The sequence below is a fragment of the Acidimicrobiales bacterium genome (assembly GCA_035547835.1).
Lineage (GTDB): Bacteria > Actinomycetota > Acidimicrobiia > Acidimicrobiales > Iamiaceae > DASZTW01.
Genome location: DASZTW010000019.1, coordinates 33376 through 50690 on the forward strand (window position 1 = coordinate 33376; position 17315 = coordinate 50690).

The 17315-nt window shown below is 70.9% G+C and carries 16 protein-coding genes and 1 tRNA gene; 15 read left to right on the top strand and 2 right to left on the bottom strand.

Going from position 1 to position 17315, the window contains the following annotated elements:
* Positions 1-19 precede the first annotated feature (19 nt).
* Entirely contained in the window at positions 20-1645 is a 1626-nt protein-coding gene (locus VHA73_14940) for an AMP-binding protein (GenBank protein ID HVX19321.1), read from the top strand.
* A gap of 40 nt (positions 1646-1685) precedes the next feature.
* On the opposite strand, the gene VHA73_14945 is transcribed toward VHA73_14940, so the two are convergent.
* Positions 1686-2564: an enoyl-CoA hydratase/isomerase family protein gene (locus VHA73_14945; GenBank protein ID HVX19322.1), complete on the bottom strand. Its 879-nt coding sequence runs from the start codon at positions 2562-2564 to the stop codon at positions 1686-1688.
* Between the two features lie 91 nt (positions 2565-2655).
* Here VHA73_14945 and VHA73_14950 point away from each other — a divergent pair, with 91 nt between their 5' ends.
* The 11 genes from VHA73_14950 to VHA73_15000 are packed head-to-tail and all read left to right on the top strand — an operon-like array spanning position 2656 to position 14081.
* A complete protein-coding gene (locus VHA73_14950; GenBank protein ID HVX19323.1) occupies positions 2656-3636 on the top strand; it encodes an acyl-CoA dehydrogenase family protein in 981 nt (326 codons plus the stop codon).
* On the top strand, positions 3633-4439 hold the full coding sequence (locus VHA73_14955) for an enoyl-CoA hydratase-related protein (GenBank protein ID HVX19324.1): 807 nt from the start codon (positions 3633-3635) through the stop codon (positions 4437-4439). Before VHA73_14950 ends, VHA73_14955 begins: the two co-directional genes overlap by 4 nt.
* A gap of 3 nt (positions 4440-4442) precedes the next feature.
* The gene (locus VHA73_14960) at positions 4443-5258 is read left to right on the top strand and encodes an enoyl-CoA hydratase/isomerase family protein (GenBank protein ID HVX19325.1); all 816 of its coding nucleotides are present in this window, start codon (positions 4443-4445) and stop codon (positions 5256-5258) included.
* Complete coding sequence (locus tag VHA73_14965; protein ID HVX19326.1) at positions 5243-6034, top strand: enoyl-CoA hydratase/isomerase family protein; 792 nt, start codon at positions 5243-5245, stop codon at positions 6032-6034. The genes VHA73_14960 and VHA73_14965 overlap by 16 nt, the downstream gene beginning before the upstream one ends.
* Positions 6031-7503, top strand: a complete 1473-nt coding sequence (locus VHA73_14970; protein ID HVX19327.1) for a class I adenylate-forming enzyme family protein — start codon at positions 6031-6033, stop codon at positions 7501-7503. The genes VHA73_14965 and VHA73_14970 overlap by 4 nt, the downstream gene beginning before the upstream one ends.
* Complete coding sequence (locus VHA73_14975; GenBank protein HVX19328.1) at positions 7503-8696, top strand: acyl-CoA dehydrogenase family protein; 1194 nt, start codon at positions 7503-7505, stop codon at positions 8694-8696. Before VHA73_14970 ends, VHA73_14975 begins: the two co-directional genes overlap by 1 nt.
* On the top strand, positions 8693-9343 hold the full coding sequence (locus VHA73_14980) for a hypothetical protein (GenBank protein HVX19329.1): 651 nt from the start codon (positions 8693-8695) through the stop codon (positions 9341-9343). Before VHA73_14975 ends, VHA73_14980 begins: the two co-directional genes overlap by 4 nt.
* A complete protein-coding gene (locus VHA73_14985; GenBank protein ID HVX19330.1) occupies positions 9340-10932 on the top strand; it encodes a class I adenylate-forming enzyme family protein in 1593 nt (530 codons plus the stop codon). Before VHA73_14980 ends, VHA73_14985 begins: the two co-directional genes overlap by 4 nt.
* Complete coding sequence (locus VHA73_14990) at positions 10925-12484, top strand: class I adenylate-forming enzyme family protein (protein ID HVX19331.1); 1560 nt, start codon at positions 10925-10927, stop codon at positions 12482-12484. Before VHA73_14985 ends, VHA73_14990 begins: the two co-directional genes overlap by 8 nt.
* Positions 12481-13302, top strand: a complete 822-nt coding sequence (locus VHA73_14995) for an amidohydrolase family protein (GenBank protein ID HVX19332.1) — start codon at positions 12481-12483, stop codon at positions 13300-13302. Before VHA73_14990 ends, VHA73_14995 begins: the two co-directional genes overlap by 4 nt.
* 14 nt (positions 13303-13316) lie before the next feature.
* Complete coding sequence (locus tag VHA73_15000) at positions 13317-14081, top strand: FCD domain-containing protein (GenBank protein HVX19333.1); 765 nt, start codon at positions 13317-13319, stop codon at positions 14079-14081.
* Between the two features lie 35 nt (positions 14082-14116).
* On the opposite strand, the gene VHA73_15005 is transcribed toward VHA73_15000, so the two are convergent.
* The gene (locus VHA73_15005; protein HVX19334.1) at positions 14117-14845 is read right to left on the bottom strand and encodes an MBL fold metallo-hydrolase; all 729 of its coding nucleotides are present in this window, start codon (positions 14843-14845) and stop codon (positions 14117-14119) included.
* A 169-nt stretch (positions 14846-15014) separates the two neighbouring features.
* Between VHA73_15005 and VHA73_15010 the strand changes: the two genes are divergently transcribed.
* The 3 genes from VHA73_15010 to VHA73_15020 all read left to right on the top strand — a co-directional run bounded on the left by VHA73_15010 (position 15015) and on the right by VHA73_15020 (position 17306).
* Positions 15015-15085, top strand: a tRNA-Gly gene (locus VHA73_15010).
* Between the two features lie 62 nt (positions 15086-15147).
* Positions 15148-16659, top strand: a complete 1512-nt coding sequence (tig, locus tag VHA73_15015; GenBank protein HVX19335.1) for a trigger factor — start codon at positions 15148-15150, stop codon at positions 16657-16659.
* The gene (locus tag VHA73_15020) at positions 16656-17306 is read left to right on the top strand and encodes an ATP-dependent Clp protease proteolytic subunit (protein HVX19336.1); all 651 of its coding nucleotides are present in this window, start codon (positions 16656-16658) and stop codon (positions 17304-17306) included. Before tig ends, VHA73_15020 begins: the two co-directional genes overlap by 4 nt.
* The last annotated feature ends 9 nt before the right edge of the window (positions 17307-17315 follow it).

The following is a 17315-nucleotide window of genomic DNA, read 5'->3' on the forward strand; positions in this document are numbered from 1 at the left end:
TCATCTAGACTTTTCCGCGATGCCGGGAGCTGAATGGTCCATCCCTGCGGTGCTCGACGTGGTCACCGGCGTTGCACCCGATCGCGACATGCTCGTGCGCGGGCCCGCTCGCCGGACGTATGCCGAGGTGCAGGACCGTACCCGCCGCCTCGCCGGGTTCCTGCAAGCGCGAGGGGTGTCGACGACGGCCCGCCTCGACGGGCTCGATCGGTGGGAGTGCGGCCAACCGAAAGTGGCGCTGGTGCTGGCGAACTGCCCCGAGTACGTGGAAGCGATGATCGGGGCCTACCGGGCGCGAGCCGTGCCGTTCAACGTCAACCACCACTACCAACCTCACGAGCTGGCGGCGCTGTTGCGCCAGATCGGCACCGACGCGGTGGTGTACCACCCGCGGCTGGGCCCACTGCTGGCCGGCGCCGACCTCGACGGCCGGCTGCGGATCCACGTCGACGACGGATCCGGAACTGAGCCGCTGCCGGGGAGCGTCCCGTTCGAGGACGCCATCGCCGCGGGATCGGTCGCCGGCCTCCCCGAGCCGAGCCCCGACGACCGTTACCTGGTCTGCACCGGCGGCACCACCGGAAAGCCCAAAGGGGTGCTGTGGCGCCAGGCCGACGTGTACATCGGCGCCATGAGCGGGGTGGAGGACGCGACGGAGGAGCGGATCGCTGCGATCGCCGGTCGCGGTGCGGGGGTGTGGTTCGCGTCGCCACCGCTCATGCACGCCGCGGCGCAGTGGACGGTGTTCTCCTCGTTGCACATGGGCGGCACCGTGGTCCTCCATGACGACACGGCCACGTTCGATCCGGCCGCGATCTTGGCCGCCGCCGAGCGAGAACGGGTCACGTTGTTGACGATCGTCGGCGACGCGTACGGTCGCCCGCTCGTCGAGGAGCTGCGGCGCCACCGTTACGACCTGTCCGCGCTGCGGGTGCTGGCCACCGGCGGTGCCTTCACCAGCGCCGAGGTCAAGCACGAACTGCTCGAGCTGTTGCCGCACGTGACGATCAACGACGGGTACGGCGCATCGGAGACCGGCGGCATGGCGTTTGGCGCTTCCCGCAAGGGTGACGAGACCCGGCGGTTCGACCTGGCGGCCGGGGCGCGGATCTTGTCCGACGACCGCACGCACTTCCTCGAGCCGGGCGACGACTCCGTTGGGTGGACGGCGCGGTCCGGCCGCGTGCCGATCGGCTACCTCGACGACCAAGCTGCAACCGAGCGGACCTTCCCGATCATCGACGGCCAGCGGGTCGCCGTTCCCGGCGACCGGGCCCGCTACGACGCCGACGGTCGGATGACCGTGCTCGGTCGCGACTCGATGGTCGTCAACACCGGTGGCGAGAAGGTGTTCGTAGAGGAAGTCGAGCAGGCGATCTGCCGCCACCCCGATGTGGCCGACGCGCTGGTGGTCGGGCGGCCGAGCGAGCGCTTCGGCCAAGAGGTCGTGGCTCTGGTGCAGGCCCGCCCCGGCGCGACGGTGACCCCCGCCGACATCCGTGCGTTCGCGGCCACCCAGGCGGCTCGGTTCAAGGCGCCGCGCGCGGTCTTGTTGTGCCAACACATCCGCCGTCACCCGTCGGGCAAGGCCGATTACACGTGGGCACGTGCCGCCGCGCTCGACGCCGTCGACGCGACGGGCTGACGGCGGACCTCCTGGAGGGTCCCGCCGACTCCGCCACGGGTCAGCGGGGCTCGGGGACCTCGAAGTGCTCGTCGCGCAGCTCGAACGCGCGCTTGGTGCCGTGCTCGGCACGTACTTTCACGAAGTTGAAGTCGCCTTCGTCGAACTGCAGGTTGGTGCCGTACGCATGGATCAGGTAGCTGACGACTTCCTCGCCCTGGTACGCCTGCAGCTGCTCGACGAGGCGGAACGCTTCTTTCGCCAGCACGATCCCGTCGGCGGGCATGCGGGCAGCCTTCTCGGCCCACCAGCGGGCGCGCGCGGCGACGTCGCCGTCGTCGACCACTTCGGTGAACAAGCCGAGGTGCTCGATGGAGGCGGCGTCGATCACGTCGCCGGTCAGCAGCAAGCGCCGGGCGAGCACCGGGCCGAGCCGGTGGAAGAACACGTGGAGCGAGCCGAGCGCCGGGCCGAGAAAGCGCGTGGCCGGCGTGCCGAGCTGCGTGCCGCGCCCGACCACGGTGAGGTCGGCCATCAGCGCGAGCTCGAACGCGCCACCCAGCGCGTAGCCCTGCACCTCGGCCACGATCACCTTCGGGAAGCCCGTCACCTCGTGATAGAAGGTGAACGTCTCGCGGTCGACGGTCAGGCGCCGCCGTTGGCTGGGTCGGCGTTTGCCGTTCGTGCCGACCGACTTGTCGGTGCCCGCGCCGTACCAGGAGTACGCGTTGCCCATGTCCGCGCCGGTCGAGAAGATGCCGCCCTCGCCTCGGAGGTGCACCACTTTGATGCCGTCGTCGGTGGCTGCTTCATCGAGGAACGCCGCCATCTGGCGCCGCATCGCGGGGTCGTAGCAGTTGCGCCGCTCGACGTTGTCGATGGTGATCGTGGCGATGCCGCAGGCGTGGTCGCGGGTCAGCGTGACCCGCCCGTCGCTCACCTCTCCGCCTCCCGCGCTCGACCTTGCACGGCGACGACCATAGCCTGTTACATCTAGATATTTCCACCACGGCCGGAAGGGGGAAGCGGCGATGCAGTTCAGCCTCGACGACGATCAGCTGGCGATGCGCGACGCCGCGCGCGCGGTCTGCGACGACCACCTCGACCTGGCGAACGTGGCGCAACGTGAAGGCCGACCGGCCGGCTCCGCAGCTTGGAACGCGCTGGCCCACTTGGGCGTCTTCGAACTGCTGGCCGAGGGATCGAGCGTCGGCATCGTCGAGGCCGCCGTCGTCTTCGAGGAGCTCGGCGCGCACTTGGCGACCGGCCCGGTGCTGTGGTCCACGCTCGCCGGCTCCTTGCCCGGCGGGGCTGCCGGGTCGGCACCCGTTGCCGGGATCGTGGCCGACGACCAGGTCGCACCAGGCCAGCCGATCGTGGTCGAGCACCTCGCCGAAGCCGACTCCGTGCTGATCTTGCGCGCCGATGCGGTGGAGCGCTGCGCGGCCGATGACCTCGCCTCCGCGCCCAGCGACGCGCCGCTCGATCCGCTCACGCCGTGCTCGGTGCTCGACGCGATGCCGGTGGGCGAGCGCGTCGGCGATGCCGCCGCGGCGCATGCGCTGCGACGGTCGGGCCGGGTGCTGAACGCCGCCATGTTGGTCGGCGGCGCGCAGGGCGCGCTGACCGTGGCGCGCGACTACGCGCTCGAGCGGGAACAGTTCGGCGTCCCCATCGGTTCCTTCCAGGCCATCAAGCACTTGCTGGCCGACATGTACGTGCGCGTCGAGCTGGCGCGGGCGGCGGCGTACGCCGCGGCGGCGTTGGTGGCCGGTCGCGGTGCCGACGACCCTGACCGAGCGACCAGCGCCGCCAAGCTGCTCGCGGGCGAGGCGGCGATCGCCAACGCGCGCACCGCGGTGCAGGTCCTCGGCGGCATGGGGTTCACCTGGGACATGCTCCCGCACTACTTCCTCAAGCGTGCGTGGACGCTGGAGCACGCGTTCGGCACGTCGTCGTCGCATGCCGAGTCGCTCGGGACGGCGCTGGGCGCGGAGGTGCTGGCTTCGTGAGCGCGGCTCCGGTCGAGGGCGTGGAAGTGGTGCAGGACGAGACGGTGCTGCGGGTGCGCCTCGACCGCCCCCGGCGCAAGAACGCCCTGTCGCCGATCGCGATCCGGGCGATCATCGACGCGCTCGAAGGGGCGTCGACCACCGACTCGTTGCGGGTGGTCGTGCTCGAGAGCGCGAACCGTGACTTCTGCTCCGGCGCCGACTGGGTGGCCACCAACTCCAAAGACGGCCCACGGCCGCGCGCCGGGAGCATCCAGCGCCGCACGCCCGTCCAGGCGCACCGCCTCATCCACCTCATCACCGAGTTGCAGCTCCCCGTGGTGGCGGCCGTGCGTGGCTGGGCGGCCGGCCTGGGGTGCCAGCTCGCCTTGGCGGCCGACTTCACCGTCGCGGCCGGCACGAGCCGTTTCTGGGAGCCGTTCCTCACGCGCGGCTTCACCCCCGACAGCGGCGCCACGTGGCTGCTGCCACGCCTGGTCGGAGTGGCCCGGGCCAAGGAACTGCTCCTGCTCGGCAGGGAGCTGTCCGGCGCGGAAGCGGCCGAGTGGGGCCTCATCCACCGAGCCGTGCCGGAAGCCGATCTCGACGAGGCGGTGGACGAGCTCGTTGGTCGGCTGGCGGCGGCGCCCACGGTGGCGGTGGGGCTCACCAAACGTTGCATCAACCGCGCGCTCGACAGCTCGCTGTTGCACGCGCTCGAAGGGGAGGCGAACGCGTTGGAGCTCAGCTCCCGCACCGGCGACTTCCGAGAAGGCCTGGCCGCGTTCCGGGAGAACCGCCCGGCACAGTTCGAGGGGCGGTAGCGGATGACCACGTCGATCGAGTTCGAGACCATCGGCTACGAGGTGGCGGATCGGGTGGCGGAGATCACCCTCGACCGACCCGACCAGCTCAACGCGCTGAGCCCGCACATGGTCGGCGAGCTGCGGCGCGCGTACGAGCTCGCCGAAGCCGACCCCGACGTGTGGATCCTGCTGGTCACCGGCAGCGGCCGGGCGTTTTGCACGGGCGCCGACGTCGGCGAGATCCCCGACGACGGCCGGGTGATCTACGACGAGCCGTACCTGAGCACGTTCCCGCAATGGGAGGCCCCCCAGGAGGGCACGCCGCCGTTCCGCTCGATGACCAAACCGATCGTCGTGGCCGTCAACGGCTTGTGCTGCGGCGCGGGGCTCGACTGGGTCACCACGGGCGACATCGTGATCGCGTCGGACCGCGCCGAGTTCTTCGACCCGCATGTGAGCATCGGGCTCGTGTCGGGCCGCGAGGTGGTGCGGCTGGCTCGGGCGTTGCCCACCAACGTCGCCATGCGGATGGCGCTGATGGGCCGCCACGAGCGGATGCCCGCGGCACGGGCCTACGAGCTCGGGTTGGTGTCCGAAGTGGTCGACCACGACCGCCTGCTGGACCGGGCTCGGGAGCTGGCGGCCACCGTCAACCGCAACGCGCCGCTCGCCGTGCGCGGCACCCGGCTGGCGATCCGCCGCGGGCTCGACCTCCCGATGTACGAGGCCGAGGTGATGGCCGAGACGTTCCGCGAGCGCGTCGTGCGCACCGACGACGCCAAGGAAGGGCCCCGCGCGTTCATGGAGAAGCGGCCACCCGAATGGCGCTGCCAGTGAGCGACTACGGCACGATCCTGTACGAGACGTCGCCCGACCACGTCGCGACGATCACGCTCAACCGGCCCGAGGTCCTCAACGCCTTCGACCGCCAGATGTGCGAGGAGCTGGGCCACGCGTGGCGTCGGGTCAAAGACGACCCGTCGGTGCACGCCGTGGTGCTCCGCGCAGCCGGTGACCGTGCGTTCTGTTCGGGCCTCGACACCAGCAAGCCGTACGGCCAACCCGACGACATCTGGAACCACGAAGATCCGGGCGAGCTGCTCAGCCCGAAGTGGCAACAGGTGTGGAAGCCCGTGGTGTGCGCGGTCCACGGCATGTGCACGGGTGGGGCGCTGTACTTCGTGAACGAGTCCGACATCGTGATCTGCTCCGACGACGCCACCTTCTTCGACTCGCACGTCACGTACGGGATGGTCTCGGCGCTCGAGCCGGTCGGACTGATGCGCCGCGTCGGCTTGGCCGAGACGTTGCGCATGGCGCTGTCGGGCAACGACGAACGGGTCACGGCGCAGACCGCGTTGCGGATCAGCCTCGTCACCGAAGTGGTGGCGCGCGGGCAACTGTGGCAGCGCGCCCACGAGCTCGCGGCCGGCATCGCCCGCAAGCCGACCGCCGCCACGCAAGGCACGGTACGGGCTATCTGGGAGTCGCTCGACAAGCCGTATCGCGTCGCCATGCAGCAAGGGCTGATCTACACGCGCGTCGGTAACCCGATCGGCATGGCCGAAGTCGCCGAGCACGGAGCCGATCGCCCGGAGCCGAGGTCGCGATGACCGCAGGTCTCGTCTCGGTGCTCAGCCGGCGGATCGCGGAGGTGGCCGGCCTCGACCCTGCGGTGCCCGCCATGGAGTTCGAGGGCACCTGGCACACGTGGGGCGAGCTCGATCGCGCCACCCGCGCCGTTGCCGGGCACGTGGAGCCGGGCCAGCGCGTGGCGGTGCTGCTGCGCAACCGACCGGGTCACGTCGCCATCGTGCTCGGTCTCCTGCGTGCCGGTGCCTGCGTCGTGACCGCCAACCCGGACCGAGGCGCCCAGCGAGTGCGATCCGACCTGGCGTCGCTCGGGGTCGACACGTTCGCAGGTGAGGCCGCCGACCTCGAGTTGCTGGCCCCGCCGGGGAGATGGCTGGTCGTCGACGGGCTCGACGTGTCAGTGCGCGGTCGCGAGGTCGATCCCGGCGACACGGCGGAACGGCGTCCCGGGGTGGCGGTCGAGATGCTCACCAGCGGGACCACCGGCCCGCCCAACCGCGTGCCGCTCAGCTACGAGGCGTTGCTGCGGGTGCTGGTGGGCGCCAAGCACTACGAGCGCAACGCCGACGTCGAGGTCCGTCTCCGGTCCGGCGTCACGATCGTCAACTCGCCGCTCGTGCACCTCGGCGGGCTGTTCCGCATCTTGCAGTGCGTGCACGACGGTCGATCGTTCTGCTTGCTGGAGAAGTTCGAAGTCGGCGGGTGGGCCGACGCGGTCCGCCGCCACCGTCCGCGCACCGTGAGCCTCGTGCCCGCGGCCTTGCGCATGGTGCTCGACGCCGACCTCGATCCCGCCGACTTGGCGAGCGTGAAGTCCGTGGTGTCGGGCACGGCGCCGCTGTCGCCCGACGACGCCGACGCGTTCCGCGAGCGGTACGGCGTGCCGGTGCTGATCTCGTATGCGGCCACCGAGTTCGGCGGCGGGGTGGCGGGGTGGAACCTCGCCGACCACGAGCGCCACTGGGCCGCCAAGCGCGGCAGCGTCGGGCGGGCGCACCCTGGCTGCGAGCTGCGGGTGGTCGACCCGTCCTCGGGGGAGCCGCTGGCGGCGGGACACGAAGGCCTCCTCGAAGTGCGCGCCGGTCAACTCGACGACGCTGGCGCGTGGAACCGCACCACCGACTTGGCGCGGATCGACACCGACGGTTTCGTGTGGATCCTCGGCCGGGCCGACCAAGCCATCAACCGGGGCGGGTTCAAAGTCCTTCCCGACGACGTGCGCGCCGCGCTCGAGCGCGATCCGCGGGTGCTCGCGGCCGCAGTCGTCGGCCGGGCCGACGCGCGCCTCGGCGCGGTGCCGGTCGCCGCTGTCGAGCTACGGCCGGGCGCGCCAGCCGTGTCAGGCGACGACTTGCTGGCGGAGGCGTCGAACGTGCTGGCTCGCTACGAACTGCCCGTCGAGTTGCGAGTCGTCGAGGCGCTGCCTCGCACGCCGCCGGGCAAAGTCGACTTGGCCGCGGTGCGCGAGCTGTTCGCGGCGGAGGGCTGATGGATCTCACGTACAGCCCCTCCGACGAGGCGTTCCGCACCGAACTGCGCACCTGGTTCGACAAGGCGGTGCCCGAGCACGGGCCGCCGCCGCCGCCGGGCGACTGGCCGGCCCGCCGTGCGTACGACACCGCCTGGCAGCGCAAGTTGTTCGACGCGGGCTACGCGGGCCTCGCCTGGCCCGAGGCGTTCGGCGGGCGGGGTCTGCCCGTCACGCAGCAGCTCGTGTATCTCGAGGAGTACGCGCGGGCGAACGCGCCGTACATCAGCGTGAACTTCGTCGGGATGATGCACGCAGGTCCCACGCTCATCGCCGAGGGGTCCGACGAGCAGCGGTCGTTCCACCTGCCCAAGATCCTTCGTGGCGACAGCGTGTGGTGCCAGGGTTTCTCCGAGCCCAGCGCCGGCTCCGACCTCGCGTCGTTGCGCACACGGGCCGTGCGCGACGGCGACGGCTACGTCGTCAACGGGCAGAAGATCTGGAGCACCCGGGCGCACGTCGCGGACTACTGCGAGCTGCTGGTCCGCACCGATCCCGATGCCGCCAAGCACAAAGGCATCACGTGGCTGATCCTCGACATGCACTCGCCGGGCGTCGAGGTGCGCCCGATGCGCACGATCGACGGCGAGAGCCACTTCTGCGAGGTGTTCCTGAACGACGTACGGGTGCCTGCAAGCAACCGGGTTGGCGACGAGAACGACGGGTGGCGGGTCACGAACGTCACGTTGCGCTTCGAGCGCGGCACGGCCTTCGCACAGCACATCATCACGTTGCGCTCCCAAGTCCGCGGCTTGGTCGACATCGCCAGCAAGGTTCCGGGGCCGCACGGCGAGGCCACGGCCTGGGACGATCGATCGTTGCGCGAGCACGTCGGCCGGCTCGAAGCCAACGTCGAAGCGCTGTGGCGGCTGACCCAGCGCGGCGTCGCGGAAGCCGAGGCGACCGGCCTCCCGTCCCCGACGGGGTCTGCGGTGAAGCTGCGCTACAGCGAGCTCAACCAGGAGATCAACGAGCTGGCCATCCGTGTGCTCGGTCGGCTGGCGACCGGCGGCGTGCGGACCGCCGACGTCGACGCCGCCGAAGCGGCCCGCGCGTACTTGTGGTCGTTGCAGTACACGATCGCGGCGGGCACCTCGCAGATCCAGCGCAACTTGATCGCCGAGCGCATCCTCGGCATGCCGAGGTCGCGTTGACCGGCACGGCGCCACCGTGGACCTTCGGGCTCGAGCCGCTCCCGCAGGCCGTCGAGCTGGCACCGCTGCTCCGCGAGCTCACCGGGCTGGTGCTGTCGCTCGACGCGGATGACGGGGCTGCGGCGGACCTCGCCGAACAGCTGCGGGTCGCGCTCGCCGCGCTCCGCGAGCGCGTGCCGCCCGATCCTCGTCCCCGCCTCGGTCTCGACGCCCCTGCCAGTCAGCGGCCGTATCTCGACCACTCCCGACACGTCGGCCGCTTCAACGCGGGCTTCCCGGAGTACGAGATCGCCGTGACCGGTGACCGAGCGAGCGGCACGGTCACGTTCCCGTTGGCGTTCGAAGGCCCACCCGGGGTCGTGCACGGCGGCGTGCTCGCCACGTTCTTCGACTGCGTGATCCAGCACCACAACTGCGATGTCGGCGTGGCCGGCAAGACGACGTCGTTGCGGCTCGACTACCGGCGCCCGACTCCGGTCGGCACCGACCTCGCGTTCGAGATCGAGCGCACGGCCGACGATCGGCGGATCACGTCTGCCGCACGGCTCGTGGCGGGCGGCGACCTGTGCTGCACCGCCGCGATGGAGGCCGTGGCCGGCGACCGGAGCCGCTTGCCGATGATCGCATCCCGGACCGGCCGGCCGTGACCGCCACCCGCGTCGATGTTGGCGACGGGCTGCCGCTCACGCTCCCCGCGCTGCTCGCGGCCCGGGCTGTGGACCGCCCCGATCACCGGTGGGTGGTCTGCGACGACGACGCGCTCACGTACCGCGAAGCCGACACCGCCTCGGCCGCGCTGGCCAAGGGCCTTCTCGCCGCCGGGGTGGGTCGCGGCACGCACGTGGGCCTGTTGCACCCCAACGGCTCGGAGTTCGTCGTGCGCTGGCTGGCCGCGGCCCGCATCGGCGCGGTGGCCGTGCCGTTCGCGACGCTGTCGACCGCGCCGGAGCTGCGGGCGTTGCTCGACGGCGCCGATGTCGAAGTGATGCTGGCGGCGCGGGGGTATCGCAACCGCGACTACACCGCCACCTTGGCCGCCGCGCTCGACATCGCAGATCTCTCCGCGCAGCCGCTCCAGCTGCCCGCGGTGCCCGCCCTGCGTCGGGTCGTGTTCGAGACCGACTACCTCGTGGCGGCCGGCACTGCGATCGACGACGCCACGCTGGCCGCAGCCGAGGCCGAGGTGACACCGGCCGACCGGCTGGTCATCGTCCACACCTCGGGGTCCACCAGCGCGCCCAAAGGGGTCATCCACCAGCACGGCCCCCTGATCCGCCACCTCGACAACCTCAACGAGCTCCGCGAGTACGCGCCCGACGACGTGTTGTTCGCCAACTCGGCGTTCTTTTGGATCGCCGGCTTCGCGTACGGCCTGATCGGCACGTTGCTCGCGGGCGCGACGCTCCTGTGCTCCAACGCCACCGACCCGTCCGACACGCTCGACCTGCTCGAGCGCGAGCGCCCCACCATGGTGAACGGCTTCGCTGCGGCCGTCGCCCATCTCGCGGAGCACCCGTCGTTTTCGAGCCGCGACCTCAGCTCGATCCGGCGCGGCAACCTCTGGCCGATCCTGCCGCCCGACATCCGACCGGCCGACCCCGGCCTGCGCCACAACATGTTCGGCATGTCGGAGACCGGCAGCGTGTGCTTGGCGTGCCCCGACGAGACCGACCAGCCCGAGCACCGCCGCGGGTCGTGCGGCAGGCCGGTGCCCGGCCTCGACGCCAAGGTCGTGGACCCCGAAACCGGGGTCGAGCGCGCCACCGGTGAAGTGGGGGAGCTCTGGTTCCGGGGGCCCTTCTTGATGGAGGGCTACTACGGTCGGGAACGCCACGACACGTTCACGCCCGACGGGTGGTTCCGCACCGGCGACCTGTTCCACGTCGACGACGAGGGGTTCTTCTACTTCGTGGGCCGGCGCGGCGACATGATCAAGACGGCTGGAGCCAACGTGTCGCCGCGCGAAGTCGAAGCGGCCATCGCCGCCGAGACCGGTCTGACCGCCCACGTCGTCGGCCTCGACGATGCCGAGCGCGGGCAGATCGTGGCGGCGGCCATCCGGGTTCCTGCCGGACAGGCCTCACCCGATCTCGACCAGCTCCGGGTGGCGCTGCGGGGGCGGCTGTCGGCGTACAAGGTGCCGCGCCGGTTCCTTGCACTGGCCGACCTCGACGTACCGATGCTGTCGAGCGGAAAGCTCGACACGTCCGCCCTCGAGGCGCTGTTCGATGCCTGACGCGCCCTGCACGTTGCCGCAGTTGCTGGCGCGCAACGCCGCCGAGCGCCCCGACGAACCGGTCGTGGTCACCGCCGACCGGTCGATCACCCACGGCGAGCTGGCCGTCGACAGTCGCGCGCTCGCGGCGCGGCTCGTGGCCGCCGGAGTGGGCAAGGGCGCGCGCGTCGGTGTGGTGCTGCCCAACGGCGTCGAGTGGGCGGTGCTGGCGGCTGCGGTGCTGCGGGTCGGCGGGGTGCTGGTGCCGCTGAGCACGTTGTTGCGCCCACCCGAGCTGGCGGCGCAACTGCGCGCGGCCGGTGTGACCCATCTCGTGGTCGCCCGGTCGTTCCGGGGCCGCGACCATCCCGGTGACCTCGACGCGATCGCACCGGGGCTGCTCGATCGCCTGGCGGGGGCGGGGCTGCATCCCGCGCTTCCGAGCCTGCGCCGGATCTGGATCGACGCCGAGCTCCCCGACGATGCCGCGCGGCCCGAGCTCGTCGACGCGCTCGAGGCTCGGGTGCGTCCCGCCGACGACCTCGCCGTGCTGTTCACATCCGGCAGCCGCGGGGCACCCAAAGGTGCGATCCACACCCACGGGAGCGCGCTCGGTGCGGTCGCGGCCGGCCTCGACGCCCGGCGGGTGTTGCCGGGCGAGCGGCTCTACATCCCGATGCCGTTCTTTTGGACCGGCGGGTTCGCGATGGGGCTGCTGTCGGTGCTCGTGGCCGGCGCAACCCTGTTGACCGAGGCCGTTCCCCAGCCCGATCAGACCCTTCGCCTGCTCGAGCGCGAGCGGGTCACGCTGTTTCGGGGCTGGCCCGATCAGGCCGCCCGCCTCGCCGCCCACCCCGGCTTCGGCGCGGCCGACTTGTCGAGCCTGGGCCCCGGCAGCCTCCCTGCCGTGCTGCCCGCCGACCAGCGGCCCGCGCCCGGTGCGCGGGCCAACTTGTTCGGCATGACCGAGACGTTCGGTCCCTACCTCGGCGCGCGGCTCGACGTCGACCTCCCGCTGGCGGCGCACGGAAGCTGCGGGCGACCGTTCGACGGCTTCGACGTCGAAGTGGTCGACCCCGGCGGCAAGGCGTGCGCAACCGGGGACACGGGCGAGGTGTGCGTGCGCGGCCCCAACGTGATGCGGGGGATCTGTGGGCGCACCCGCGATGCCACGTTCGACGCCGACGGCTACTACCACACCGGCGATCTCGGCTCCGTCGACGCGGGCGGGTGGGTGTGGTCGCACGGCCGGGTCGACGACATGTTCAAAGTCAAAGGCGCGACGGTGTACCCATCCGAAGTGGAGGCCGCCCTGCGACGGATCCCGGGGGTGGCGCAGGCACATGTCACCGACGTCGACGGGGTCGGCGGGGGCCACGAGGTCGGTGCGCTGGTGGTCAGCGGCCGTGCCCTCGACGAGCTCGTCGCGGCAGCGCGCGAGCAGCTGAGCTCGTTCAAAGTGCCCACCAAGTGGGTGGTCGCGGCCACCGCCGACGCAGTGCCGCTGACCGCCACCTCGAAAGTCGACAAGCCCGCGCTCCAGTCGCTGCTGCAGAAGGGAACCACGCCATGACCCGCGTGATCGACGGCCTGATGAACGTCGACTTCGCCGACCGCGAGATGCCCGACTGGATGGTCCGGGTGAAAGAGGACTACTTCAAGGCCGGCGAATCGTTCTTCAAGAGCCCCGAGCTCGGCGAGCTCGTCGACGACATGGACGCCAACGGCGTCGAGCGGGCCATCTTGATCGCCAACGTGCGCGACCTCGAGGGCCGAGCCGTTCGCTTCGCGCGCGAGCGTCCCGATCGTTTCTCGCTCGCCGTCGGCGGCTTCAACTTGTTGAAGCCGATGAAGGCGCTGCGGGCGCTGGAGTCGTTCGTGGCCGATCACCCGGTCTCGTACGCGACGGTCGGCCCGAGCTTCTGGGGCGACGGCCGGTACCCGCCGAGCGACGCGGTCTACTACCCCCTGTACGCCAAGTGCTGCGAGCTCGACCTGCCGCTCAGCATGAACATGGGGATTCCCGGTCCGCCCCTGCCGGCCGAGCCGCAGCACCCGATCCACCTCGACCGCGTCTGCCTCCGCTTCCCGGAGCTGAAGCTGTGCATGATCCACGGCGCCGACCCCTGGTGGGACGTGGCCATCCGCTTGATGATCAAGTACCGGAACCTGCGGCTGATGACCTCGGCTTGGGCGCCCAAGTACCTGCCCGAGTCGCTGCTGCACTACATGCGCACCCGCGGTGGCGACCGCGTGATGTTCGCGTCGGACTATCCGGTGCTGCCCGTGTCGCGCTGTCTCGCCGAGGCCGCCGCGCTCGACTTGCCCGACGACGTGCGCGACGCCTGGCTGTACGGCAACGCGCAGGCGTTCTACTTCAGCGGGACCTGAGGAGAGGAGCACGAGTGGCACGCACCAGACGCCCACCGGCAAGGCCGCGCGAGAAACCCCAACAGATCGCCGACGAGCTCCGCGCGCTCATCGTCGCGGGAGAGCTGGTCGAAGGCGACTCCCTGGGTCACGAGCCGGAGCTGGTCGAGCGGTTCGGGGTGTCACGACCGTCCCTGCGAGAGGCGTTGCGCATCCTCGAAGCCGAGGGGCTGATCACGGTCGTGCGTGGGGTGCGCGGTGGGGTGGTGGTGCACGAGCCCGACGAGCGCATGACGGCGCGCACGGCCGCGCTGGTGCTCCAAGCGCGCAACGTGCCGCTGGCCGACGTGTACGAGGCCCGCCGCGTGCTCGAGCCGGCCGCGGCCCGCGCGCTCGCGGGCCAGCGCACCCGCCGCGGGGCCGTCAAGGAGTTGCGGTCGCTGGTCGCCGCCGAGGAAGCGGCCATCGAGGACCCCACCGAGTTCGGCGTGGCCAACGCGGTGTTCCACGAGCGTCTGGTGGCCCTCGCCGGCAACCAGACGCTGGCGATCGTCGCCGAGATGCTCGACGAGATCGTCACCCGCGCCGTCACTGCGGTGAGCAGCGGCGACGACTCGGTGGGATCACGATCGGTTCGCAGCCGGGGCATCCGCTCGCAGTTGCGTCTGCTCGACCTCATCGAGCGCGGGGAGGGCGACGCCGCCGAGGACCACTGGCGCGACCACATGCAGGTGGTGGGCAAGGTCCTCCTCGGCCAGCAGGCCTCCACCGTGGTCGACCTCCTCCACCACCACTACTGACCCGCCACAATCCCTTTACGGCGGGTTCGGCCGGGTCAGCCGGCGGCGGCCTCGACTGCCTCGTCGAACCGGCGTTCGTAGTCGTCGGCCAGGGCTCGGAGCGCCGCGGCGCCGTCGCCGGTGTAGGCGGGCCCGTGCATCAGGCCCAGCATCGACGGATCCAGCTCGGCGAGCCGGCGGATGGTCGGAGCCGTCGCGGGGGTGAGCGCGGTGGCGTGGAAGAGGTCCTCGGTGGCGGCCGCGGGCTCGACGATCGACTGATCCGAGTGCGCGGGGCACGCGCCGACGGTGGTGAACAAGTCGCCGGCGAACAGCGTGCCCGTGACCTCCTCATACATCAGACCGGCGTCCCAACCGTGGGGTACCTGGGGCGTGTCGATCCACCGCACCCGCCGCCCGCCGAGCTCGAGCGTCTCGCCGTCCGCGAGGGGACGTGGCGGGCGGTCGGCCTGGTCGCCGAGCGACACCAACACGCCGATGGTGCCGTGCACGGCCTCTGCGCGAGGGGCCGACGTGAGCCACTGGTTGAGCGCGCCGCACTCGTCGGCTTCGAAGTGCCCGAAGCTGACCCACCGCAGACGGTCGGTGGGCAGCACGCGGTCGATGGCCGCGCGCACGTCGGGGAACAGCGCCCGCAGACCGGTGTGGAACAGCAGCGGCTCGTCCGCGTCGATGAGGTACTGGTTGAACGGCAGGTTGGCGGCCTCCACAAAGGTGGAGATGCGGTAGATGCGGTCACCAACCTCGTCGATCGTCGTGGACATCGCCGACCCCCCTTCTGGCGGCGGTCACGCCGCCGAGCGCATGTCTGCGACGTTACCGATCCGCAAACCACCCTGCTGTGAGCACTTGACCACCTCCACGGTGGCTACGTGCTCACAGCACGATGGGGTCGGCGGCGCGATCGGCGTTCGCTAGCGTGGAGCGACCCCTGCGGGTGTAGCTCAATGGCAGAGTCCCAGGCTTCCATCCTGGTCACGAGGGTTCGATTCCCTTCACCCGCTCACATGGCGCCCGACCCGGCCCGTCAAGAGGGCCGGTGGGGCGCCGGTACACTGCTGGCCCTGTGAAGACGAGCGTCGAACCCCTCGAGGGGAACAAGGTCAAGGTCTCGGTCGAAGTGCCCGAGACGGAGTTCGAGTCGGAGATCGACGCTGCGTTCCGGCGTCTCGCACGTGAGGTGCGGATCCCTGGCTTCCGCCCCGGCAAGGCGCCGCGCCGCATCCTGGAGGCCCGGCTCGGCAGCGAGGTGGCCCGCGAGGAAGCGCTGCGGCACGCCGTGCCCGACTATTACGCGCGTGCGGTCCGTGACGAACAGGTCGACGTCATCGCTGCGCCCGAGGTCGAGATCACCGGCGGGGAGGACGAAGGCCCCGTGCAGTTCGACGCGGTCGTCGAGATCCGGCCGGTCGTCACGGTCGGCGGGTACAACTCGTTGCGGATCACGGTGCCCTCGCCCGATCCGACCCCCGACGACATCGACCACCAGATCGACCACCTCCGTGAGCAGTACGCCGACCTCCAGACCGTCGACCGACCCGCGGCCGAGGGCGACCACGTGCTGATCGACGTGGCCGGCACGCAAGAGGGCGAGCCCGTGTCCGGCCTCACCGCGGAGGACTACCTGTACCCGGTCGGTTCGGGCACGGTCGTTCCGGAGCTCGACGAGAACCTGGTCGGCGCCAAGGCGGGCGACGAGCTCACGTTCACGGCCGAGCACCCCCAACCCGACCAGGAACCGGTCGAGTTCACGATCCACGTGAAGGAAGTCCGCGAGAAGGTCCTTCCCGACGCCAGCGACGACTGGGCGGCCGAAGCGTCGGAGTTCGACACGATCGACGAGCTGCGCGCCGACCTCACCAAGCGCCAGAAGCTCACCCGTCGCATCCAAGGCCAGATGGCGATCCGGGAGAAGACTGGCGAGGCGCTCGCCGATCTGGTCGACGACGAACTGCCCGAAGCGCTCGTCAACGGCGAGATGCAGCAGCGCCTCCAGGACCTCGCCATGCGCCTCCAAGCGCAGGGGATGGGGCTCGAGCAGTACCTCGTTGGTTCGGGCCTCACCCCCGAGCAGCTGCAAGACGACCTCCGCGAGACCGCCGCGCAGGCCGTGAAGGTCGACCTCGCGCTGCGGGCTGTCGTGACGGCCGACGGCATCGAGGTGAGCGACGAAGAGCTCGAAGAGGAGCTCCAGTTGCTGTCGGATCGCCTCGGCCAGCCGCTCGACAAGGTCCGCTCACAGCTCGAGGAAGCCGGCCAGCTCCGCGAGATCCGCATCGATCTCGCCAAGCGCAAGGCGCTCGAACAGATCGTCGAGCAGGTCGAGATCGTCGACGACGACGGCAACCCGCTCCAACGGTCCGACTTCGAGCTCGACACGCTGACCGGCGACGGCGACGAGGCCGACGGTGAGGGCGAGGCCGACGGCGAGGGCGAGGACGAACCGACCGCCGACGGCGACGGTGCAGAAGCCGAGGTAGACGACGTGACGGACGAAACGTCCGTCGCTGCTGGCGCCGACCCCGGTAGCGTCGAGGGGGCCGACTCCGAGCCCGACACGAAAGGCACCCAGCAGTGAGTGAGCCCAGCGGCTTCCGGGCGTACAACTACCTCGTCCCCACGGTCGTCGAGCAGACGAACCGAGGGGAGCGGGCCTATGACCTCTACTCCCGGCTGCTCAAGGAGAACATCATCTTCCTGGGCACCCCGATCGACGACGCGATCGCCAACCTCGTGTGTGCCCAGCTCCTCCACCTGGAGTCGGAGAACCCCGACCGCGACATCAACATCTACATCAACTCGCCCGGTGGCGACATCACGGCGCTGTTCGCGATCTACGACACGCTGCAGTACATCAAGCCCGAGGTCAGCACGATCTGTTATGGCCAGGCCGCTTCGGCGGCGGCAGTGCTGCTGGCCGCCGGCACCCCCGGCAAGCGCCTCGCCCTGCCGCACTCCCGAGTCCTGCTCCACCAACCATGGGGGAGCGGCAGTGGCCAGGCAGCCGACATCGAGATCCAAGCCCGCGAGATCATGCGGATGCGCGACCTGCTGGAAGACATCTTGTCCCGGCACACCGGTCAGCCCAAGGAGCGCATCGCCAAGGACACCGACCGCGATTTCGTCCTGTCCGCGGAGGAAGCCAAGGAGTACGGCATCATCGACGAGGTGATCTCCACCCGCGAGATCGCCGACAAGAGCGGCGCCATCCGGGCTGCCGGGTAGCGACGGGGG